Source organism: Caballeronia sp. dw_19, assembly GCF_018449515.1.
In the GTDB taxonomy this organism is placed as follows: Bacteria; Pseudomonadota; Gammaproteobacteria; order Burkholderiales; family Burkholderiaceae; genus Caballeronia.
Map to the genome: position 1 here is coordinate 232324 of NZ_JAAVUQ010000009.1, position 23231 is coordinate 255554.

The 23231-nt window shown below is 62.3% G+C and carries 14 protein-coding genes and 1 pseudogene; 9 read left to right on the plus strand and 6 right to left on the minus strand.

Annotation, left to right across the window (positions count from 1 at the left end; genetic code table 11):
* The first annotated feature begins 18 nt into the window (after positions 1 to 18).
* Genes HB376_RS15690 through HB376_RS15710 form a run of 5 tightly spaced genes read left to right on the plus strand, consistent with a single transcriptional unit; the run spans position 19 to position 6816 of the window.
* Positions 19 to 1293 (plus strand): aromatic ring-hydroxylating dioxygenase subunit alpha, encoded by a 1275-nt coding sequence (locus tag HB376_RS15690; RefSeq protein ID WP_213764575.1) that lies wholly within the window; start codon positions 19 to 21, stop codon positions 1291 to 1293.
* Positions 1286 to 2374: a 2Fe-2S iron-sulfur cluster-binding protein gene (locus tag HB376_RS15695; protein WP_213764576.1), complete on the plus strand. Its 1089-nt coding sequence runs from the start codon at positions 1286 to 1288 to the stop codon at positions 2372 to 2374. Before HB376_RS15690 ends, HB376_RS15695 begins: the two co-directional genes overlap by 8 nt.
* A gap of 24 nt (positions 2375 to 2398) precedes the next feature.
* A complete protein-coding gene (locus HB376_RS15700) occupies positions 2399 to 3766 on the plus strand; it encodes an MmgE/PrpD family protein (protein WP_213764577.1) in 1368 nt (455 codons plus the stop codon).
* A 60-nt stretch (positions 3767 to 3826) separates the two neighbouring features.
* Positions 3827 to 5518, plus strand: a complete 1692-nt coding sequence (locus HB376_RS15705; protein WP_213764578.1) for an NAD(P)/FAD-dependent oxidoreductase — start codon at positions 3827 to 3829, stop codon at positions 5516 to 5518.
* A gap of 35 nt (positions 5519 to 5553) precedes the next feature.
* The gene (locus HB376_RS15710) at positions 5554 to 6816 is read left to right on the plus strand and encodes an FAD-binding oxidoreductase (RefSeq protein WP_213764579.1); all 1263 of its coding nucleotides are present in this window, start codon (positions 5554 to 5556) and stop codon (positions 6814 to 6816) included.
* Here HB376_RS15710 and HB376_RS15715 read toward each other — a convergent pair.
* A complete protein-coding gene (locus HB376_RS15715; protein WP_213764580.1) occupies positions 6805 to 7818 on the minus strand; it encodes a GlxA family transcriptional regulator in 1014 nt (337 codons plus the stop codon). The genes HB376_RS15710 and HB376_RS15715 overlap by 12 nt on opposite strands.
* A 108-nt stretch (positions 7819 to 7926) precedes the next feature.
* Here HB376_RS15715 and HB376_RS41015 point away from each other — a divergent pair.
* A pseudogene (locus tag HB376_RS41015) lies at positions 7927 to 8147 on the plus strand (Zn-dependent hydrolase); the annotation flags it as partial.
* Between the two features lie 15 nt (positions 8148 to 8162).
* Here HB376_RS41015 and HB376_RS15720 read toward each other — a convergent pair.
* Entirely contained in the window at positions 8163 to 9791 is a 1629-nt protein-coding gene (locus HB376_RS15720) for an FAD-dependent monooxygenase (protein ID WP_255631369.1), read from the minus strand.
* A gap of 421 nt (positions 9792 to 10212) precedes the next feature.
* On the opposite strand from HB376_RS15720, the gene HB376_RS15725 reads away from it, so the two are divergent.
* Positions 10213 to 11106 carry an alpha/beta hydrolase gene (locus tag HB376_RS15725; protein WP_213764581.1) on the plus strand — a complete coding sequence of 298 codons (894 nt, stop codon included), beginning with the start codon at positions 10213 to 10215 and terminating at the stop codon, positions 11104 to 11106.
* A gap of 105 nt (positions 11107 to 11211) precedes the next feature.
* Here the strand turns inward: HB376_RS15725 and HB376_RS15730 are convergent, their stop codons facing one another.
* From HB376_RS15730 to HB376_RS15740, 3 genes are all read right to left on the minus strand, one after another.
* Positions 11212 to 12825 carry an MFS transporter gene (locus HB376_RS15730; protein ID WP_213764582.1) on the minus strand — a complete coding sequence of 538 codons (1614 nt, stop codon included), beginning with the start codon at positions 12823 to 12825 and terminating at the stop codon, positions 11212 to 11214.
* A 593-nt stretch (positions 12826 to 13418) separates the two neighbouring features.
* Positions 13419 to 14273, minus strand: coding sequence for an SDR family NAD(P)-dependent oxidoreductase (locus tag HB376_RS15735; RefSeq protein WP_213764583.1), 855 nt, complete (start codon positions 14271 to 14273; stop codon positions 13419 to 13421).
* A gap of 363 nt (positions 14274 to 14636) precedes the next feature.
* Entirely contained in the window at positions 14637 to 15383 is a 747-nt protein-coding gene (locus tag HB376_RS15740) for an SDR family NAD(P)-dependent oxidoreductase (protein WP_213764584.1), read from the minus strand.
* A 371-nt stretch (positions 15384 to 15754) separates the two neighbouring features.
* On the opposite strand from HB376_RS15740, the gene HB376_RS15745 reads away from it, so the two are divergent.
* A complete protein-coding gene (locus HB376_RS15745) occupies positions 15755 to 16117 on the plus strand; it encodes a translation initiation factor Sui1 (RefSeq protein ID WP_213764585.1) in 363 nt (120 codons plus the stop codon).
* Positions 16118 to 16608: 491 nt separating this feature from the next.
* Positions 16609 to 22446 (plus strand): excinuclease ABC subunit UvrA, encoded by a 5838-nt coding sequence (gene uvrA / locus HB376_RS15750; protein WP_213764586.1) that lies wholly within the window; start codon positions 16609 to 16611, stop codon positions 22444 to 22446.
* A gap of 6 nt (positions 22447 to 22452) precedes the next feature.
* Here the strand turns inward: uvrA and cynS are convergent, their stop codons facing one another.
* The gene (cynS, locus tag HB376_RS15755) at positions 22453 to 22902 is read right to left on the minus strand and encodes a cyanase (protein ID WP_213764587.1); all 450 of its coding nucleotides are present in this window, start codon (positions 22900 to 22902) and stop codon (positions 22453 to 22455) included.
* Between the last annotated feature and the right edge of the window lie 329 nt (positions 22903 to 23231).

Genomic DNA, 23231 nt, shown 5'->3' on the forward strand with positions numbered 1-23231 from the left:
TCTTGGGCGGACATGACGATGTTGGACGCAGCACGGGTTCACGCTCTACTGGCCAGCCGGCGCGAAGGATTCAGTCTGGCCCAGCCGTTTTATATCGACGAATCGTTTCATGCGCTGGATCTCGACGCCGTCTTTATGAACGACTGGCTGTTCGCGCTGAACGCCTGCGAGATTCCCCAGCCCGGCGACTATCAGACGCTGGAAGTCGGCGGGACGTCCGTGATCGTGTTGCGCGATCCGCATGGCGAGATCAAGGCATTCTTCAATACCTGCCGGCATCGCGGATCGCGTATCTGCATGGAACCGCAGGGGCATGTGCATAGGCTGGTATGTCCGTATCACCAGTGGGTGTACGACCTGAACGGCGCGCTGTTGCACGCGCGCCAGATGCCGCCTGATTTCGAACGCGACGGTTATGGACTCGCGCCGGTGCAGGTGGAAGTCATCTGCGGCATGGTCTATATCTGTCTCGCCGATCCTTCCGATCCCCACTCGATCACGCCTGACCTGTCGCGCTTTCGCCGTGCGGTGACGCCGTACATTGCGCCACATCAGCCTGAACGGACGAAGGTGGCGTATTCCATGACCATTGTGGAAAACGCGAACTGGAAGCTCGTGATAGAGAACAACCGCGAGTGTTACCACTGCTCGGGCAATCACCCCGAACTGCTCGCCACGCTGATCGAATTCGCGTTGCCCGATGATCCACGCGGCTCGCAGGATTTTCGCCAGTTGATGAATGATAAAGGCCGCCAGTGGGACGGCCTGAGCTTGCCGCATCAGCCTGCGGACGGTGGCAACGAGTTCCGTTGCATCCGCTTGCCGTTCCATCGCGGCGCGGTATCGTTCACGGCCGATGGTTCGCCGGCCTGTACCAAGCTGCTCGGCGAGTTGACCGAGCCGGACCTGGGTTCGGTGAGAATGTTCAGGGTACCTAATAACTGGAATCATTTTCTCTCCGATCACATCATCCACTTTCGGATCCTGCCGCTTTCCGCAAACCGGACCGAGTTGCGCACGACCTGGCTCGTTCATGAAGACGCGGTGGAAGGCGTGGACTACGATGTCGAAACGCTCACGTCGGTCTGGCGCGCGACCAACGACCAGGACGCGCGGCTGGCGGCAAACAATCATTTGGGCATTGCATCGAAAGCCTATGTGCCGGGACCGTACGCGCCGTCGGAGTTCATGTTGCGCAACTTCACGAACTGGTACGCGGACAAACTTGCCGCGTATGTCGAGCGCGCGAGTTCGAAGCCCCGCACGATCGAATTGCAGGTGTCCAATGGCTAACGTCCCTGGCGATATCACCGCGCTCGAAGCGCCGTTCCCCGGCACGCCGGATGCACCTGTGGACCGCATGCTTGAATGCGTCGCGGTGAGGTCAGAATCGCCGGATGTGAAGACGTTTATTTTCCGCGATACGACCCGCGATGCACCTCGGTTCGTTGCCGGGCAATCAATGCTGCTGACGTTCCATATTGACGGTGAACGCGTGGACCGGACGTTTTCGATAGCATCGGCGCCGGGTACTGTTGCCGGTAGCGAGACGCTCGAACTCACGCTCAAGCGGCAACCGGCGGGACGCGCCACGCGCTGGTTGCATGACGAACTGAAGCCCGGCATGCGCGTAAGTTCGCGTTACCCGCTAGGCGTATTTCGACTCGACGCCGTGCCACAAGGGCCGCTCGCGTTGGTCTCGGCAGGATCGGGCGCGTCGCCGTTGATGTCGATGCTGCGCACGCTCGCGCGCCACGCGCCAGAGCAGGATATCGCATGGTTTCACGCGGCACGCCGTGTGGAAGATATCTTGTTTGCCGACGAGATCGCGACGTTGCAAGCGCGCATGCCCAGGCTGCAAGCGACCGTCACGTTGAGTATGCCCGGACCCGGCTGGTTTGGTTTGCGCGGGCGCGCATCGCGGCGGCTTATTGCGGCGGCCATGCCCGATTTTTTCACGCGTGAAGTTTATTGCTGCGGCCCGGCATCGTTCATGGACGATATCCGGCGCATTCACGCCGCCGATGGCGCGAGGCATGCGCGTTTCCATGTGGAGCATTTCGGCGCGGTGACGGTATCGACTCCGCCGGCAGACCGGGAAGCTTCGGACACAGACAAGAGTTTCGATGTCACGCTGGGCAACAAGCACTTCACTGCACGCGCGGGCGAAACGGTTTTGATGGCCGCATCGCGGCAGCAGGTCGTCATTCCCTGCGCTTGCGCGAGCGGCATCTGCGGGACCTGCAAGCTGCATAAACGCTCGGGCGCGGTGGACATGCGCCATCAAGGAGGACTCTCCACACATGACGAAGCGGAGGGCTTCATTCTTGCCTGCTCGAGCCGGCCATTATCTGATCTGGTGCTTGACTTCTAACCCTTCTCCGGCAGACCACGCGCAATGAACGATCACGTTGGACAATTCATCCACTCGCTTCGCTTCGAGGATCTGCCCGATGCCGTGGTCGAGCAGGCGCAATACTGCCTGCTCGATCTGCTCGGTGTCGCGGCAGCGGGCAGCAGCACGCAGCTCGCGCAGATAGCCTGCGATCATGCCGCTGAATTTTTCGGCGCGGGCAGCATGCGCACACGGCTGTTGTTCAACGGACGCATCGCGAGTCCGCTCGGTGCGGCATTGGCCGGCGCGATGACGATCGACAGCTTCGACGGCCACGACGGCCATTCGCTGACGAAGGGCCACGTCGGCGTGGCCGTGCTGCCCGCCTTGCTGGCAATGGCAGAACTGGACCCGTCGATGGACGGCCGTTCCTTCCTCACGAGCCTTGTGCTCGGCTACGAGATCGGTACGCGCGCCGGCATCGCGCTGCACGCAACCAGCAGCGAATACCACACATCCGGCGCGTGGAACGCATTGGCCGCAGCGGCGATAGTCGCGCGAGGGCTGAAGCTCGACGTCGAGCGAACGCGTCATGCGTTAGGTATTGCGGAGTATCACGGACCACGCAGCGACATGATGCGCTGCATCGATTTCCCGACCATGCTCAAGGACGGCTCGGGCTGGGGTTGCATGGCGGGCGTGAGCGCCGCGTTGCTCGCCGCGCGTCACTTTACCGGCGCTCCCGCGCTAACGGTTGAAGCCGACGAAGAAGGTGCGTTGTGGTCCGATCTCGGGCGCCGCTGGTTCATTCTCGACCAGTATTTCAAGCCATTCCCCGTGTGCCGCTGGGCACATCCGGCCATCGCTTGTGCGCTGCATTTGCGCGAGACGAATGTCTTCGCGGCGGATGCGATCGAAAGCGTCGAGATCGAGACGTTTCACGAGGCGACCCGGCTGTGCGCATCTGTTCCGGTCACGACCGAGGAAGCCCAGTACGGCGTGCTATTTCCTGTCGCGGCAGCTTTGCTGGACGGACGCGTGGATGCGGAAACGATCGGGTCGACGGGTCTCGCCGACGCTCGTCTGCGTGGTCTGATTCCGCGCATGAAGCTGGGTGATTCCGCTTCGTTCAGCGCGCTTTTCCCCGTGCAGCGTTGGGCCCGTGTCATCGTGCACACACGCGACGGCAGGAGGCTCGATTCCGGCCCGATGCAATCGCAAGGCGACCCTGAACGGCCGTTGCCGCGCGATGCGTTGCGTGCGAAGTTTCGCGCGTTTTCCGAGGCGCGCATGAGCCCGGACCGGACGGCGCGGGTAGAAAGGGAAGTGTTCGCGCTGAGCGAACCGGCGCACGCCCTGAGCCCGCTTCTCGATCTCGTGCTGACCCAGCCGGAAACGTCGTTCGTGGAAGCGATCAGATCGGTTTTGTGATCTGATCGCTGCGCGCATCACCTGATAATCGGACAACCCTTCATCGATCGAGGACAACTCGTGGACCAACCCGTGCGGCATCCTGCTGAACCTTCCGGTCCTGTGGAATACGATCCCGCGTCGGTCGCAGGCAAGCAACCGCCCATCGCCGATGAAACCGATCTGCTCGTGATCGGCGCGGGACCGGCGGGGCTTGCTGCTGCGCTGGCTGCATCGAACCGGGGCGTGCGGGTGACGTTGATCGACGAAAACCCGGTGCCGTTCGAGACCATGGGCGAAGAGATTCCGCTGCACTTCGGCGGTCGTATCGGCGCGATTGTGGCAAACCGGAACGCCATGCTCGAAGCGCTGCTCGAGAGCTCGCCTGAACTCGCCGATGCGCTGGAAGCCGGCGTCGATGTGCGCCTCGGTACGGTGGCATGGGGACTGTTTCCGCAACGTCCGACAGCCGCGTGGATCGATGGCCGCGTCGCGGGTCTGGCAGATGAGGAACGGGCTTATTTGCTGCGTTTCAAGCAGGTGATCGTCGCGTCGGGCAGCCGCGACATGGGGCTCGCATTCGCGGGGTGGGAGCGCCCGGGCGTGATGGGCGCGAGCGCGGCGTATCGGCTTGCCGTGACTTACGACGCGCTCAGCGCGCGCGTGGCCGTGCTGGTCGGCAGCAATACCGCTGCGTTGCAGATAGCCAATGTACTCTCCGACAAAGGCGTGCGTATTGCGGCGGTGATCGAGCAAGGCGAAACCGTGACGGGCGACGCCGGGTTGCTCGCCCGCCTGATCGCACGGGGAACGCAGGTGTTCCCGCGCCATGTGATCGAACGGGCGGAGGGCAGTGGTACTGGATCGGGCGAGGGCGAGGTCGAGGCCGTGACGCTCGCGGCAGTGGACGCTGACGGGCGGCATCGGAAGGACGAACTGAAGCGCCTGGCTTGCGACACGGTGTTGCTGGGGATCGCGACAGTACCGGCTATCGAATTACTGGAGGCAGCCGGCTGCGATACTGCGTTCATCCCGGAGCGCGGCGGGCACGTAGCGCGGATCGATGAAGCGCAGCGCACCTCGTTGCCGTTCATTTTCGCGGCAGGCGATTGCGTGGGGACATGGGCCGATAAAAGTGTCACGCCCTCGATCGCGAGGCGCGAAGGTCGCATCGCAGCGGCGGCCGCATTGAGCGCGCTCGGCGTGAATGATCAGGACGTTGCTGAAGAAGCGCCCATCGTGGCCGATGCGGTTCACATCGATCCCGCACACGAGCGCTGCGCGTGGGTGCGTGCGTCGGTGATCGAAGCGGATGGCGAGCCTTATGTCTGCCAATGCGAGGAGGTAACGGCCGCCGAGATTCTGCTGGTTCGCCCACCGCGGTACATCGGCTGGGAAAGCAAGAGGGACGATGAGCACCCGCACACGCTCGCACAACTGGCCGGCGATGCGCCGCCGAACCCCGACATCGTCAAACGTCTCACGCGCGCCTGCATGGGCCCATGCCAGGGACGCCGGTGCCGGGAGCAGGTCGCGGCACTGATGTCCATCGGCTCGGGCATCGCGCTGGCGGCCATACCGCTCGCCACATTCCGCTCGCCGGTGCGCCCGCTGCCGCTGCGTCAGCTTGCGACCCTGGAAGAAGTGCCCGAACTTCGCGAGCACTGGGATAGCTGGTTTGGGATGGCCTCGCAATGGGTGCCGTTCTGGCGGCCCGTGCCGCTTTATACGGCGGCAGGACGCGAGCGCGGCGCAGCCGTGGCGAGCGAGTAGGCTTCAAAAAACGCGCAAGCACGAGGACAAGCACAATGACAGCGCAACACCACCCGACCAACTATTCCGGTCCCAGCGACGACGTACCGGCAGGCGCCTCGGTAGTCATCGTCGGAGGAGGCGTCACGGGCCTGAGCGCAGCATGGTGGCTGGCCATGGCCGGCGTCGACGCGCTGGTGCTCGATGCCGGCCTGATTGGCTGGGGCGCGTCCGGCCGCAACGGCGGCGGCTGCTCGCATCATCACAGTCCGCTGTTCCTGGAAGAGCAGCGGCTCTGGCCGATGATGGACGAGTTGCTTGGCTATCCTACCGAATTTCGCCCCAACCGCATTCGCATTGCACTCGACGCGCATCAGTTCCTGCTTTATCGCCGGGCGCTCGATAACGGCGCGTTTCACGGTTTGCGCTCAGACGTTCTCGATCCGAGGCAGGTCCGCGAACTCGTGCCGTTCGCGGGCGACAACGTCTTCGGCGGTTATTTCTATCACTTCGGCGGCCACGCGAATCCACACCGGACGCTGCAGGCTTACGCATGGGCGATGCAGGATCGCGGCGGGCGCTTGCTGCAGCATACGAACGTGACCGGCTTCACGATGAACGGCGACCACGTCACCGGGGTGAATACAAATCGCGGCCACATTGCCTGCGATCATCTGGTGCTTGCCGCTGGACCGCACACCGGCGAGCTTGCCGCGCAACTCGGCGTGGATGTCCCGCTTGCGAGCGCGCGCGCCGAGATGATCGTGACGGAACCGCTGCCGCTCATGAGCATAGGCGGCGTCGATGGTAATGGCTTGTATGGACGGCAGACGCTGCGCGGCAATCTTGCGTATGGCGGCGGTCCGCACGAGTGGATCGATCTCGCCGACGTGAACCGCCAGCGGCCTCATTCCACGCCTTTGCAATGCAGCATCGCGGCCCGCGTGGCTGCGTTGTTCCCGAAGGTCGCGCATGCGCGCGTGATTCGCAGCTGGGCGGGCTTTATAGAGAATACGCCCGACGGCCGGCCGATCATCGACCAGCCCGCGCAATTCGATAACCTCACCTTGGCGACGTTGTCGAGCGTGGGATTCGGGTTATCACCGGCTAGCGGCCACGCTATCCGCGATCTTGTGATCGACGGCACTTGCAGCTTCGCGGATCTTTCGAGCTTTGCGCTTTCGCGATTTGCGAATCTTGAACCGGACTGGCGGACGTTACAGGGCTGGGCGCCGCTCCCTTCACCGCTCCCTTCGCCGCTGGCTTCGCCACGTTGCAACGAACCTGAGCAAGACGTTCTCGCGCCGCTAGGATCGTGACTGCGCGCCCCGCAGGTCCGACGGACTCGCCTGATAGACACGACGCACCCAGCGCGCCAGATGCGAGGGCGAGGCAAAGCCCGTAGCGAGCGCGATGTCTGCCACCGGCACGCTTGAATAGGCCAGCAATTCATGCGCGCGTTCGAGCCGCAACTGCACGTAATAGCGTGCGGGCGTGGCGTTCAGGTGACGCAGGAACAGGCGTTCGAGTTGCCGCGATGTCATGCCGATAGTCGTGCCGATCTGCGCAATCGGCAGCGGTGCTTCCACGTTCGCCCGCATCAGGTCGATCGCTCGCCGGATGCCTCTTGGCAGGCTGGCGTGATTGTGGTCGCGCCAGCCGCGCTGATCGTCGCGGCCGTCGCGGATGCGTTCATGATGAAACTGGTTTGCCACGCGCACCGCGAGTTCGGCGCCGTGCTGTTCGGAGATCAGGTGCAGCATCATGTCCATTGCCGCGATGCCGCCTGAGCAGGTCATCCGGTTTCTATCGATCTCGTAGATCTTTCCCGAGCACAGCAGGTCGCGAAATTCCTCCGCGAACGCCGGCAGGTTTTCCCAGTGGATGGTGCATTGGTAACCATCGAGCAATCCCGCGCGGGCCAGCAGATAACTGCCCGTCGATAACGACCCGATCACTGCCTTGCTGCGCGCCGCGGTGCGCAGCGCGCGCAGATAGCGGGGTTCGAGTTCGGGGTCGAGCCGCAGGCCGCCGCACACGAACACATAGTCCGCGTGGAGCATGGCTTCGGTGAGCGGGCGAGCCTGCAGTTCAATGCCGTTCGAGGCCTGTACAGGTGTTCCGTCGAGACTGGCCATGTCCCATGCATAAAGAGGCTGGGCGGCGAGGCGATTAGCCGAGCGCAAGGGCTCGATGGCGGACGACAGGCTCATCATGGACAGTCCTTCCACCAGCAGGAACACGAAGCGCCGCATAACGGCGACGGTCTGCGATTCGGACATGTGGAGCGGGTTTAGCGTGTCGAGGCTGTCAGAATTCATGGTTCACTGAAGGCATATCTGCGAGCAACGCTCGCGCGGACGGTACTGTGCGGAGACTCCTTCAAGTATCGTACGCCTTCAATAAAACGGCCGTCTTTTTCTGGTACGGCTATGGCTCTCGGGCAGTGGATGCGCATGCCGAGCGAGGCCTGTCATGATGCCCAGCTCATCGCTCCGCACATACCGGCCGGCATGCTGTTCGTACGAAGCATTGGCGGCGTCAGCCACGACTTTATCGAGGACACGGCCGGGGGGCATATTGTCCTCGGCAAGTCGCCGCGACCGCCGCTGTCGCCAGCTTGCAAGAGATTAGGGTAAGGCATCCCTGACCGGGATTGTGACGGTCAAGCTGACGTTCGCCTCGCGATCGGATTCGTCAAAACAACCGAGCGTTGCAGCCACGACGTGACCGACAGCGCCGAGCATTCGCTGCTGCGCCAGCCAATGTGCCCATCAGGCCGGACCATCCAGACGGTGCCTCCGGGCGCGTGGAAAGCGGCGGCAAATTCACCGGCGGTGTCGTTCAATACCGTGATCGATTCATCCGATGGCACCGCGCTGCCCGGCGCCAGAATCAAAATCCCGGCCGCTGCGGAGCCCAGCACCGCATGCAGCGCGCGGTAGCCCTCGACGAACGCCACGTACTGCTCTTCCGCGCAATCGACGTAGCCAACAAGGACGTGCCGGCCACGTCCGAGACGGTCTTGCAGGCGCAGTGGATGGCCAATAAAAGCTTGTCGCAGACCGCCCACTTCCGGCACGCGATCCCCCGGCGCGGGTAGTTCAGCGGCGAACTGCGCACAGGCGTCGATCGCAACCGGACTATCGCGGTAGCTCACTAAAAGCTGGGTCTCCCGCAACGCCGGAGTCATCACGCCCTGCGCGAGAACCGTGTTCAGCGCGCGGCTGGTCGACTGCACGACGTCGAGGCCGACCGGATGGCGCTCCGCCGAATAGCTATCCAGCAGTGCCGGCAGCGCCTGGTTTTTCGCGGCGAGCGCGAGCTTCCACGCGAGATTGTGCGCGTCCTGCAAGCCGGTGTTCATGCCCTGGCCGCCAACCGGCGGATGAAGATGCGCGGCATCTCCCGCGATGAAGGCGCGTCCAGCCTGATAAGTCGAGGCGATCCGGTGACTGACGCGGTACACCGACGACCATCGCATCGCTGATAGCTGGGTGCCGTCCGGCAGGGCAGGCAACATGAGCCGGCAAACCTCGTTGAAATCCGGCGATGGTGTGGCGGCAAGTCGCGTAGCGGTCTCGTCGGACGCAATGATGATCGAAAGGCGGTAACGATGAACCGACCCGCGCACCGGGACGGCCGCCAGCGAGGTTTGCGTCCGTCCGGCACCCTCCGACCAGTTGAAGCGGTACATCGGGCCGCGCGGCAACGTCCAGTCGACATCGACATCGGCCAGCGCAAACGTCTGCGGATACTGGCCCCCTTCGAACGGCAATCCCAGTTGCGCGCGCACGGCGCTGCGGGCTCCGTCACAACCCACGATCCAGCGGCAGCGCAGCGTCTGCGATTCGCCGTCCGGTCCCGCCAGTTGCGCGGCGACGTCGTCCGCCGTTTCGACGAAACCCGTGAGCGACCAGCCATAGGTCACGTGGCCGCCCTGCCGCTCAAGCGCCGCTTCGAGCAGGCGCTCCGTCTCGTACTGTGCTAACGACAGGGACCCGTACGGCAATCCTTCCGACGGCACCTGCATACGCTGCGCGGGTGTGCCGTCGCTCCACGTCTCCACGCCCGTCAGCCACACGCCGGCGTCGATTGCATCGAGCGCGATGCCCAGGTCGTCGAAAATCTCCAGCGTGCGAGCCGTGACGCCCAGGGCCTTGCAAAAAAACGTGCGCCCGGCGTGTTGCTCGATCACGCATACGTTCACGCCGTCGCGGCACAGTTCGGTTGCAAGCAGCAGACCGACCGGGCCCGCTCCCACGATCAGTACATCTGTCGATTCCTGCATCATGTCATTGGCCTCCAGTGGGGTTGCGATTCGGCCGCCAGCGAAATGCCCGCAATGGGCCGAACGGGGAACGGGCGCGCTGTCCGGAACGTCGCCGGCGCCGCGACAACAGCGCCTCGCTATGATGCGCCCAAATCAGTTATAGACCCGTGGGCAGGGCTCCAGGGGATCGATATCGCCGCAAGGCGCGTGGAGGTTCGTGTTCCATGGGTGATGCCCGTGCTGTTCGTCGCGCTATGGACGCCGATACGGTCGCTGCCAATGACGATCGGTTTGTCTGGGGATTTGACGTCGCTTGAAGCGCATTATTGTTGCTCTTGCGTAGCCACGTGACCGGGCAAGTCGGCTGGATGCTGTCAGACTCGTTATTCCGACGGCAATCCGCCGCGACCGGCTGGACAACTTCATGCGAAAGGGGGGCTTCATGCTTAAAAGAATTGCAACCAACCTGCTTGACATCGCCTATGACGAACAAGGTGATGTCGACGGATGGCCGGTCATCCTGCTACACGGTTTTCCCTACGATATCCACGCGTATAAGGAAGTGACGCCACACCTTATCTCCCAGGGTGCTCGTGTTATCGCACCTTATCTTCGGGGATATGGGCCTACGCGTTTCCTGGCGCCGGCAACACTTCGTTCGGGTCAGCAGGCAGCGCTGGGGGCGGACCTGTTAGCGCTGCTCGATGCACTTGAGATTGAACAGGCTGTGCTGGGCGGATATGACTGGGGCGGGCGGGCAGCATGCATTGTGGCGGCGCTGTATCGGTCGAGAGCGCGGGGGCTGGTCTCGGTCAATGGCTACAACATTCAGAACATAGCCACCGCCATGCGGCCAGACGACCCGGAGAAAGAACATCGGCTCTGGTACCAATATTACTTTCATGGTGAGCGTGGCCGGGCTGGACTGACTGAGAACCGGCGCGCGTTCTGCCGCCTGTTGTGGTCGTTATGGTCGCCGAGCTGGGGCTTTGACGACGACACCTACGCGCGCTCGGCAGCCGCGTTCGACAATCCGGATTTCGTCGATGTTGTCATCCATTCGTATCGGCACCGTGCCGGACTGGTCGATGGCGATCCACAGTTCGACGATATGGAGCGCCGCTTGTCCGCCATGCCGTCGATCTCCGTGCCCACGATCACACTCGAAGGCGACGCTGATGGTGTTGCGCCGCCGGGGGGAAGAACGGCGGCCTTAAAGCGGTTCACTGGACGCCATGAGAACCGCGTTGTGCCGAACGCAGGCCATAATCTTCCGCAGGAGGCGCCAGAGGCGTTCGTCAGCGCGGTACTTGATATCAACGCGTGGGCGGGTTGACGCTTCACGCATGAGGTGACTGGCCCCTTGCACGCTCTTGGGAGCGGAGTGCACGCATCGGTTATGCGTGCCTCGGCGTCGGGGCATTAATGAATCAGGAAGCCACTAATCCAGAGCCGGCGATTCTTGTGCCAACGGCGCAGAGACTCCCCGACGCGCTTCCTCTTCCTTTTCTCCTGCAGCGACTTCTCCGTGGTCGGAGCGAACGCGCCCAAGCAGCGCAAAGACCAGAACGGCTGCGCCCAAGGTCAGGATAATCGCCACCCAAAGAAGCTTCTTGAACGCGAGATCATAGGCCAGGAGCAGGTGCGCGTGATCGAAGCCCAAAAGAATCGAGCCGGCTTTCTCCAGCGTTCCGGCGGCGAGTTGCGCCGCACCGGATGCCAGGGTGTCCGGACTCTGATCAGGCCTGATGTCGGTCAGGGTTTGCCGGGCGAAAAACGCCAGCAATGAACCAACAATGGCCATGGCCGTGCTATCAATCGAGACGCGCAAAGCGCCAAAGATACCGACAGCCATCCCGGCTTTGTCGCTAGGGACGACACTGACGGCAAGGTTATCCATCAACCCCCATGGAATGGCGGCGCCCAGGCCAATCAGAAGCAGATCCACGCGCATCAGGATGCCATGATCTCCGAGCGGCACCTGGGTGAGTAGAAAGAGCCCTGCGACCGAGATGAGCATGCCGACACCCGAGAGGATGCCAACCGGAATAAATCGGGTAAGCATTGCCGAAAGGAACGGGACAAAGAGCAGCGGCGCCGAAAAATAAAGCATCAGTATTCCGGCATCCAGGGCACTCAGCCCTTCAATCCCGATGAAACGCAGCGGCAGAATAACGAGCAGCGCAATATATGAATACGCTGTCGCGAGCGGTAGAAGCTGCGCGCCCACGAAGCGCGGATAGCGAAAGAGGCTGAGATCAAGCATGGGATTCAAGACTTTCGTCTCTATCACGACAAAAAGGACCAGCACGAGACCGCTTGCCACGAAGAGTCCCAGGACAAGCGGGCCCGTCCATCCATACACCGGGGCTTCAACCACGGCGAAGGTGAAGAGCGTCAGCATGAGGGTGAAGGTGCCGGCGCCTGCCCAGTCGAGGCCATGGGCCGAAGGATTCTTGCTGTCCGTCATGTAGAAAACGCACAATATCAGTGCGATAAAACTGATCAGCGCACTACTGAGGAAGACCGCGTGCCAGTTGAAAAGAGCGATCAGAATGCCCGCCAGGGTCGGGCCGAAAGCGAGGCCCGCGCCAAACGCGATGCCGATAAGGCTGAAAATCCTGACGCGCGCCGGACCTTCGAATTCCTGGGCCAGCATTGACACGCCGCCGGCATAAGCACAAGCAGCCGCAAGACCATGCGGAACGCGAAGGAAGTCGAGCCACAAGACGCTTGGTGCGAGTGGCATCGCAAGCGAAACGAGCGTCATGACCAACATGCCGATGAAGAAGATTTTCTTGCGGCCATAGTGATCGGCCAGCGCACCTGCCACCATCAGGGTACTGCCGCAGGCGAGCATGAAGGCATTGGTGATCCACGAAAGAGCAACCGTCCCTCCCGCAAGGTCACGACCAATGAACGTTTGGGCGGCCGGCCCAGCCGAAAGGCTTAAAGGTAGGCTAATGCAGGCCAGGATGACCGCGATGAGAACAAGGGTTTTAGCGCGTGTGGACCGCGGCACTGTCGGGGAAGCATGCGTGGAGTGCTGGTGCATCGATAAGATTCCCTAAGGTTCACGCTATACAGGAGCGGTGCAATAGATGCCTTCCGGTCCCGGAAGGCATCTATCCTAGGGGTGTTGGTTTTATGGATAAAGAAAGACAATGCGAATTCATCTGTCGGGAAACACGAATAATGAAGAACTGGCGGCATGCCGTGGTTGAATCGTCAACTGTTGGAGGGCAGCAGGGCGTTACGCGTCACTGCTAGATATCCGCAAAGCGATCGGCGCGACAATTGAGGCGCAACAACCACCTCTTAAATCATTTTCGTGTCCCACAGGCGCACTAACCATATTGGCAATATCTGTCTGCGCAACCGCCGACGCGGGTGCCCTATGCACAGTTTCGGCGAGCGGGTCGGTTCCGGAAAACCGTCCGGGTAGTACGCTGTCGGCGGCTCGTGAAGCGCGCCCCTCGCGTCGTGCTCGGGGTCCGCGCCGGGCGTCGCGCGCGTGTTCATCACGTCCCCATAAAGAGAGAGCGGATCGGCCGCCCGAACCAATCTTCGATGCCTGCGCATCTTCGCGGCAAATGCGCGCGCAGTGCAGCGCGGATCGATCCGTTACGTGAAACGCGGCGCGGTTGTTCAGCTCTTCTTTTGGTTGAAGGCCTCGAACGCCTTTGCGTAGTCCGGGTGCCAGCGCGAGAGCGGCGGCCGGTTCTCGATAATGTCCTGCGCCGCCCAGAGGATGCGCCGTTCGTCAGTTGCGCGGGGTACGTCGTTGTCGGGACAGAGGATGTAGAAGTCGCCCGCCTCCAGCCGTTCGATCATGAAATCCGCCGTCTGCTCTGCGGTCCACGCGCCCGCCGGTTTCTCCGTGCGTCCCCGGGCGGTGAGGCCCGTGTACACGAAGCCCGGAATCAGCAGGTGGGCGCTGATCCTACAGCCGGGAGTGTTGCGCAGCTCGTGCTGCAGCGCCTCCGTGAACGCCTTCAGGCCCGCCTTCGACACGTTGTAGGCAGGATCGCCCGGCGGCGTGGTGATGCCCTGCTTCGACCCTGTGTTGATCACGATGCCGGGACGCTTACGTTCGATCATCGAAGGGACGAAGGTCCGGGTGCCGAGGACGGGGCCCATCAGGTTGACGCCGAGCACGCGTTCCCAGTTCTGCGCCGGCCCGAAGACCGTGCTGCCGACCTGCACGCCCGCGTTGTTCATCAGGATGTCGGTGCCGCCGAAACGCTCGTCGACCTGCTGGCGCAGCCGCTCCAGATCGTCGATGCGGCTCACGTCGGTCTTGACCGCCAGCACGTCGTCGGCGCCGTTCGCGCTCACGAGGGCAATGGCGTCGGCAGCGGCGGCGAGCCGTTGGTCGTCGGTGTCCGCGATGCAGATGCGCAAGCCGCGCGCGGCAAAGCGCATGGCGGCGGCGAGTCCGATACCGGAAGCGCCGCCAGTGATGACCGCAACTGACTCTGGAGCAAGGGTAGAAAGTGTCATGCAAGATTCCCGGTCGTTGGCCGCCGTGGAGGCGACGATTCAAATCAATCATGCGGAGAGACCCGCGGCAAAGCACGCGGCAACGCGCATGGTGATTTTTATCACGGACTTGCAAAGGATGTGCGTCGAGGGGATTACCTTGCGGCTGTCGAAAGCCATCTGCAAGATGATCCGGGCCACGGGGTTCCTGGCCGGCCTTTGCAGCGAGGCGGGATCGTGGCGTGAACCGGAGCACCGGGGACGTCCGCGACGCTGCGACGTCGTGCCTTGCGCATGTCGATTTCTTCCACGATCAGCGCACCGAGCGTGTGCGATGCTCGCGCATCGGATCTTGCCCGCGCGCGACGCGACGCGGCCAAGGATCTATATGAAGCTTGCGCCTCCGTTGACGGGAATCGTTTGGCCCGTCATGAATGCGTTGCCGATGACCATCAGTACCGCCTGCGCAACTTCGCTCGCTTCGCCCAAGCGTCCCACGGGCAGTTTTTCCGCGACGTTGGACGCCTTCAGCGGCCCAGCCATGTCGGTGTCGATCGGCCCCGGTGCAACGGCGTTGACGGTAATTCCTTCGCGGGCCAGCCTTGCCGCATAGCCGCGCGTCAGGCCCTCGAGGCCGGCTTTCGATGCGTTGTAGTGAACACCAAGCAGGCCCGCGCCGCGGGCAGCCGCTGACGAGAGGTTGACGATCCGGCCCCAGCGCCTCGCGCGCATGCCGGGCAGCACTGCCTGCGTGCAGAGGAACGCCGATTTCAGATTGACGGCGAGCGTTCGATCGAACTCCGCTTCCGTGAGATCGTCGATGTCGACAATCGTACCGGTGCCCGCGTTGTTCACGAGCACGTCGATAAGACCGAGGCGGTTCTCCACTTCATGAAACATCGCTTTGACGTCGTCTCCGACCGATACGTCAGCGCGTACCGCGATCGCACGGCCGCCTGCGCGTTCAATATCCGCGACGACACCGGCAGCTTCGTTCTCGCGTTCCCGATAGTTGACGGCGACCGCTGCGCCGGCCGAGGCAAGCGCGATCGATATGGCGCGTCCGATTCCGCGCGAGCCGCCGGTCACCAAGGCGACACGATCGTTCAAATTGGGTAAATGTGCAGGCATGAAGAACTCCTCTCTTGCGCGGTTTTGGCAGAGCCTGCTGCGGCAGCGTCTGCGAGGCGTGGTTTTGCCGAGCAAGGCGTTGCCGCAAGGCATCCTAGTTTGCCTCCTTTATGGCGCTTTCGCCGAAGTCGGCCTCCTTCCTGAGAGTAACGCCCCCGGATCTGGAACGGATCCAGGAGCGGAAAATGTGCCAGCAACCGGTAGTCGCCTTGCCATGGGAGCCGAAGGCAGAGGCGGCGAGCGATCTATGAAGGATCGATGCGGGAAATACGAAAATGAGACCGGACTTGGGCAGAGGGGGGTTGCTAAAGCGCACCTGCTAAACTCGGCCCGATTCCCGACCTGGGTGTCTTCGAGCAAGCCAATTATTTATGAAAAGTAGTGCAAAAGGCGGCCTTGTTTATTCTACCGACGGCGGTCGGATGTGTCCCGAATGCAGGCAGGTGCTCGCGGAATGTGTCTGCGAGACGGTTACCAAGAGACTGCCGGCAGGTGATGGCGTGGTGCGGGTGACTCGCGAGACAAAGGGGCGGGGCGGGAAAAGCGTGACGATCATTAAAGGGCTGGCGCTCGATCCTCTTGCCTTGGCCTCGCTAGGCAAGCAACTGCGCACGGCCTGCGGTTCGGGTGGAACGGTCAAGGATGGCGTGATTGAAGTGCAGGGTGACCATTGCGAGCGGGTTATCGAAGTGCTCAAAAAGTACGGCCACAGCGCGAAGCGGGCCGGGGGCTAATCGCTTCAGCTTCAATGCGCGCAGGTGCTTGAGTACCACGGACCGCATGATCGCGTGCCGCCCAGGGTATGTCAAAACGTGTAGCCGCTGGGAATTTGACGGCATCGCAGACCGGTCCCTTGTACTCAATGTTCTATCTCATGGGGGTAGTCGTACTCTTGACGGAGCAGGGCGGATGGGCTTGCTAGCCCGGTTCAGGATCGACCGGGCATATCGCTGGCTTCGATTTGAAAACAGTTGTTCAGTAACCCTACCTATTTAGCGTGACGCGGAGATGGGTTTGTTTGTCGAAAAAGATCGGATCATGTTTCGTTTGGCTGTGACCATGATGCCGGTTCCCCTCCTGTCGAAAACACTGTATGGGTGTACAGTGTCGACTTCATCGGCCGTTATCTCGCTAATGCGTGTGGAGCGATGGCTTCCCAACGCGAGCCACGCTTCGCCCAGGCGCACTGGCGGACGATCTAACTCATTGAACCGGTTAGGAAAAATTGGCATCCAACAACGCAATCCGCATTCGCGGCGCTCGCCAGCACAATCTCAAGAACATCGATCTGGACCTTTACACGGGTCAGATGACCGTGGTGACCGGTCCTTCGGGCTCGGGCAAATCGAGCCTCGTGTTCGATACGCTCTACGCCGAAGGCCAGCGTCGCTACGTCGAGACGTTCAGCGCGTATGCCCGGCAATTCCTCGACCGCATGGACCGTCCGCAGGTGGATCGCGTGGACGGCGTGCCGCCGGCAATTGCCATCGACCAGACCAATCCGGTGCGCAGTTCGCGCTCGACCGTCGGTACGATGACCGAGCTGAACGATCACCTGAAACTGTTCTACGCACGCGCCGCCGAGCTCTTCGATAAAAAGACCTCGCATCAGGTCCGGCACGACACGCCGGAGACCATCTACGTCGAATTGCTTGAACGCACGAAGGCGAGTGATCCGCGGATCGCGATCACGTTCCCGGTGGAACTGCCTGAGTCCGCCAGCGACGACGAAGTCGCACAGTGGCTTTCCGCCAGCGGCTACACGCGCGTGCAGGCAAAGCGGCATGTGGACGGCCGGCAAATGCTCGACGTGGTCGCAGACCGGTTCCGCTTGCAGAAGACGGAGCGGTCGCGGGCGCTGGAGGCTATCGAAGGTGCGTTGCTGCGTGGCACGGGGCGCGTGAATGTCTACGTGCTGCCGGAGCCGGGCGCGGACGACGCAGACAAGCCCGTGGAGGTGCCAACCTGGCGCTTCTCCACTGGCCTGCACAGCCCGGAAAGCGACATCCGCTACGCCGATCCGCAACCCGCGTTGTTCTCGTTCAACTCGGCGTATGGCGCGTGTGAAACGTGTCGCGGCTTCGGCCGGGTGATCGGCGTTGATCTCGGCCTCGTGATTCCCGATGAACGCAAGACCTTGCGCGGCGGCGCGGTCAAGACGCTGCAAACGCCCGCATGGAAAGAGAATCAGGACGACCTGCTGCGCTATGGCGCGAAAGCGGGTATTCGCCTTGGTGTGCCCTGGAGCGAACTCACGCAAAAGGAGCGCGACTGGGTAATCAACGGTTCGCCCGACTGGTCCGGCAAGTGGCAAAACCAGTGGTACGGCGTGCAGCGTTTCTTCGATTACCTCGAATCGAAAGCGTACAAGATGCACATCCGCGTGTTGCTGTCGAAATATCGCAGCTATACGAAATGTCCGACGTGCGAAGGCGCGCGGCTCAAGACCGAAGCGCTGCTGTGGCGCCTCGGCACGAAGGAGCAAGCAGACGCCGTGCTGAAGCCGGCCGATCGTTTCCTGCCGGCAGGCGTGGAGTGGACGCGGGCGCAACTCGAAGCGCTGCCGGGTCTCACGTTGCACGACCTGATGCTGATGCCGATCGACCGCATTCGCCGTTTCTTCGACTCGCTGACCTTGCCAAGCACGCTGCTCGACGACGCGCTCAAGCTCCTGCATAACGAAGTCCGCACGCGCCTGAAATATCTCTGCGATGTCGGCCTCGGTTACCTCACGCTGGATCGCCAGAGCCGTACCTTGTCCGGTGGCGAAGTACAGCGGATCAACTTGACGACCGCGCTCGGCACGTCGCTGGTGAACACGCTGTTCGTGCTCGATGAACCGAGCATCGGCTTGCATCCGCGTGATTTGAATCGCATTGTCGAAGCGATGCACCGGTTGCGCGACGCGGGCAATACGCTCGTGGTGGTGGAGCACGATCCGTCGGTGATGCTCGCGGCGGATCGTCTTATCGATATGGGTCCGGGACCGGGCGAACGCGGCGGCGAGATTGTCTATGATGGGCCGCCGAACGAAATCGAGCATAGCGACACGCTGACGGGTGCGTACCTCGGCGGCCGCAAGCATGTGGCGCACGCATCGAACTGGCAGCGCCGCGTGGTCGATGCAAAGACGCCGCGGCTCGTGCTCGAAGGCGCGACCGAACACAACCTGCGCGATGTCACGGTCGAGATTCCGTTGCAGCGGCTGGTGTGCGTGACGGGTGTATCGGGGTCGGGTAAATCGACGCTGATCCAGGACGTGCTCGCTCCCGCATTGCAGCGTCATTTTGGCAAGGCGACGGAATCGCCGGGCGCATTCCGTGCGCTGAAGGGCGCGGATGCCTTGAGCGAAGTGATCTTCGTGGATCAATCGCCGATCGGCCGCACGGCGCGTTCGAATCCAGCGAGTTATGTTGGCGCTTTCGACGAGATTCGCAAGCTGTTTGCCAAGGCGCCGCTCGCCGCGCAACGAGGTTATAGCGCTGGCATGTTCAGCTTTAATTCCGGCGATGGTCGTTGCCCGACTTGCGGCGGTTCGGGCTTCGAACACGTCGAGATGCAGTTCCTGAGCGACGTCTATCTGCGCTGCCCGGATTGCGATGGACGGCGGTATCGGGCGGAAATCCTGGATGTGCAGATCGAGCGCGACGGCAAGTCGCTCAGCGTCGCGGATGTACTCGACCTGACGGTGAGCGAAGCCGTGGCGTGCTTTGCGAAAGACAAGGAAGTGCTGCGGGTGTTGCAGCCGATTGTCGATGTTGGACTGGAATATGTGAAGCTTGGGCAACCGGTTCCCACGCTCTCGGGCGGTGAAGCGCAGCGCCTGAAGCTGGCGGGTTTCCTGGCGGAAACGGCACAGGCGAGCGGCAACCTGCCGGGCCGCTTGTTCATGTTCGACGAGCCCACGACGGGCCTCCATTTCGACGATATCGCCAAGCTGATGCAGGCGTTGAGACGCCTGTTGGAACGCGGTCATTCGCTGATCGTGATCGAGCACAACCTTGACGTGATCCGCGCGGCCGACTGGATCATCGATCTTGGTCCGGAAGGCGGCGATGCGGGCGGTCTGGTTGTTTGTGTTGGTACACCGGAAGATGTTTCGGCATGCGAACAATCGCACACCGGTAAGGCGCTGCTCGACTACGAAGAGTCGATGGCGCCGGGCGCAGCGCAGAAGCGCGCAGCGGGCGTTCCGCTGCAACTGGCTGCGGAAATCGCGGCGGCGCGGCGCGCGTTGCAGGGCGAAGACGTGGTGCGGATTGTCAACGCACGCGAGCACAACCTGAAGTCGCTCGACGTCGATATCCCGCACGGCAAGTTCAACGTGATCACGGGCGTATCGGGTTCGGGCAAGTCAACGTTAGCGTTCGATATTCTCTTCCATGAAGGCCAGCGCCGGTATCTGGAATCGTTGAATGCCTATGCGCGTTCGATCGTGCAACCGGCCGGGCGTCCTGAAGTGGACGCCGTCTACGGTATTCCGCCGACAGTGGCCATCGAGCAGCGTTTATCGCGTGGTGGCCGCAAGAGCACGGTCGCGACCACGTCCGAAGTCTGGCATTTCCTGCGGCTTCTATACGTGAAGCTTGGTATCCAGCATTGCATCCACGACGGCGCGCCCGTCACGGCGCAGAGCCCCGAATCGATCGTCGCGCAGATCATGCGGGATTTCAAAGGCCAGCACATTGGCTTGCTCGCACCGCTCGTGGTGAACCGCAAGGGGATTTACACGGACCTCGCGAAGTGGGCGAAGACACGCGGGCATACGCATTTGCGCGTGGACGGCGAGTTTCTTTCCGTCGATCCGTGGCCGAAGATCGATCGCTTCAAGGAGCACACCATCGAGTTGCCGGTCGGCGATCTGATCGTCAACGCGAACGATGAAGCGACGCTGAAAGCCATGCTTCTGGAGACGCTCGAACTCGGCAAGGGCGTGATGCATCTGCTTGCGCCGCTCGACGACTTGCATGGTGCGTTGAACGGCGGCAAGAAGGGGACGAAGCACGTTGGCGAGATCCGGGTATTCTCGACCAAACGCGCGTGTCCGGTCTGCGGCACGAGTTATCCCGAACTTGACCCGCGCATGTTCTCGTACAACAGCAAGCACGGCTGGTGCAACGCCTGCGTGGGCACCGGCGTCACGCTCACGCGCGAGCAGCGCGAAGTCTACGACGACACCGTGCTCTCCGATGACGGCCGTGGGCGTGAGCAGACGATTCCATCGGCGCAACAGGAGCCGGACGATGTCGGCGATCAGCCTTGCCCGGATTGCAGCGGCACGCGCCTGAATGAAGTCGCGCGGGCGGTGACGTTCGGCGATCAACCGATAACGGAAGTCGGCCGCTGGACGGTCAGCGCGACCCGTGGCTGGATCAAGAAGCTGAAGCTCAAGGGCCGCGATGCCGATATCGCCCGCGACGTAGTCAGTGAAATCGAAGGGCGCTTGTTGTTCCTCGAAGAAGTCGGTCTCGGTTATCTGAGCCTGGATCGCGCGGCGCCAACGCTTTCGGGTGGCGAAGCGCAGCGCATTCGCCTTGCCGCGCAGCTCGGCAGCAACTTGCAGGGCGTGTGTTATGTGCTGGATGAACCTACCATTGGTCTGCATCCACGTGACAACAAGATCCTGCTGGACGCACTGAAGAAACTCGGCGACAAGGGCAACACGCTGGTGGTGGTGGAGCACGACGAGGACACCATTCGCCGGGCGGATCACATCATCGATATCGGTCCGGGAGCGGGGAAACGCGGCGGCACGGTGGTAGCGCAAGGCAGCGTAGCCGATCTCGCGGCACAGCCGGATTCGCTCACGGGCCAGTATCTGGCGAACCCGATCCAGCATCCGTTGCAAGCGCGTCGTGATGTAAAAACGGCGACCGCGAAGCGGGCCGCAACGCCCGAGAACTGGCTTACGGTTCACGGTGCGACGCTGCACAACCTGCGCAACGTCACCGCGAGCATGCCGCTCGGCCGCCTGATTGCCATCACGGGCGTGAGCGGTTCCGGCAAGTCCACGCTCGCTCGTGATGTGCTGATGACCAACCTGCTCGATGCCGTGGGCCGCTCGGTTCTGTCGTCGCCGGCTACGCGCCGCGCACGCAAGACCGCGCAAGCCGACATGCCCGCGCGCAATCGTTCGAGCGTGTTGTCACGCGAGGCGCCGCGTGTGAAGTTCGACGTTGCGCATCGCTGGCAAGGGTGCACGGAGGTGACCGGCTTCGAGACCATCGACCGTGTGCTCGAAGTCGACCAGACGCCGATTGGCAAGACGCCGCGCTCGTGCCCGGCGACGTATATCGGCATGTGGGACACCATCCGCAAGCTGTTCGCTGACACTCTGGAAGCCCGCGCGCGGGGTTATACGCCGTCGCGCTTTTCGTTCAACACGGGCGATGGCCGCTGCCCGGCCTGTGAGGGCCAGGGCGTGCGCACCATCGCCATGAGCTTCCTGCCCGACGTCAAAGTACCGTGCGATGTCTGCCACGGTCAGCGTTTCAATCCGGAAACGCTGGCGGTGACGTGGCGCGGCAAGAACATCGGCGAAGTGCTGACCATGGAGATTGACGAGGCTGTCGAGTTCTTCTCCGCGATGACAAGCATCTCGCATCCGCTGCAACTCATGAAGGATGTGGGGCTGGGTTATCTGACGCTTGGGCAGCCATCGCCCACGTTGTCAGGCGGGGAGGCTCAGCGGATCAAGCTGGTGACGGAGTTGTCGAAGGTAAGGGACGACATCGGCAGGCGTGGGCAGAAGGCGCCGCATACGCTGTATGTGCTCGATGAGCCGACCGTGGGCCTTCATATGGCCGACGTCGCGAAGCTGATCCGCGTGCTGCACCGGTTGGTCGATGGCGGGCATTCGGTGGTGGTGATCGAGCACGATCTGGACGTGATCGCCGAAGCCGATTGGGTGATCGATCTGGGGCCGGAAGGCGGCACGGAAGGCGGATCGATCGTGGCCGCGACCGATCCGGACACGCTCTCGAAGAATCCGCGCAGTCACACGGGCGCCGCGCTGCGGCCGGTGCTCGAGCGCGGGGCCGTGGCGGCCGAGGCGGTTCAGTAACTCGGTTCAGTAACTCTTGTAGGGCAGGAACTTGCCTGATAAAACCACGTTGACCCGGTCCCCTTTGGGATCGGGTTCGCGCTGGATATCCATCAAGAAATCGATGGCGCTCATGATTCCGTCGCCGAATTCCTCGTGGATCAGTTCCTTGATCGTGCTCCCGTAAACGCTCACTATTTCGTACCATCGATAGATCAGAGGATCGGTTGGGACGGCGGTCGGCAGCGAGCCTTTATAGGGCACAATCTGCAGCCAGGCGACGGCTTCATCGGAGAGGTTGAAGAGGGCGCCGACGACTTCGGCCTGTGCTTTGGAGAACGTCATCTGCCCTAGGCAACCAGCCGTTACCCATTCCTTGCTCAAGCCGACTTTCTCCGCCACGTCGGCCCATTTCAGTCCTTTGCTCACCTTGGCGGCGAGAATCATGTGAGTCACTTCGCTGCGATCGGAAATCATTCGGGTTGCTCCTTGAGGGTGGTTTCAAGCGAGTGTATTGGCTAATCGCGGGGCTGGCTGGCGGACAAAAAAGCTGCGGGAAATTCGGTTCGCTCGCGCCGGTGGACGGTGGGTTTTGGGTTTGGGTTTGTGGGCAGGGGGCAAGGTCGGGGGGCTGGGTTTTGGGGTAGCGGCGGGGTCAGTGCTGGGTTGGTCGGTTTTGGGGTTAGCGGTCGGAGTCAATGCTGGGTTGCTGCTTTCGGCCGTGGTGGTCTGCAAGAGTCGGATTTTTTCTTTATCACTATTAGCCACTGTGCGTGGCGGCACGTCATTTCTTTGTCCAAAGCGAC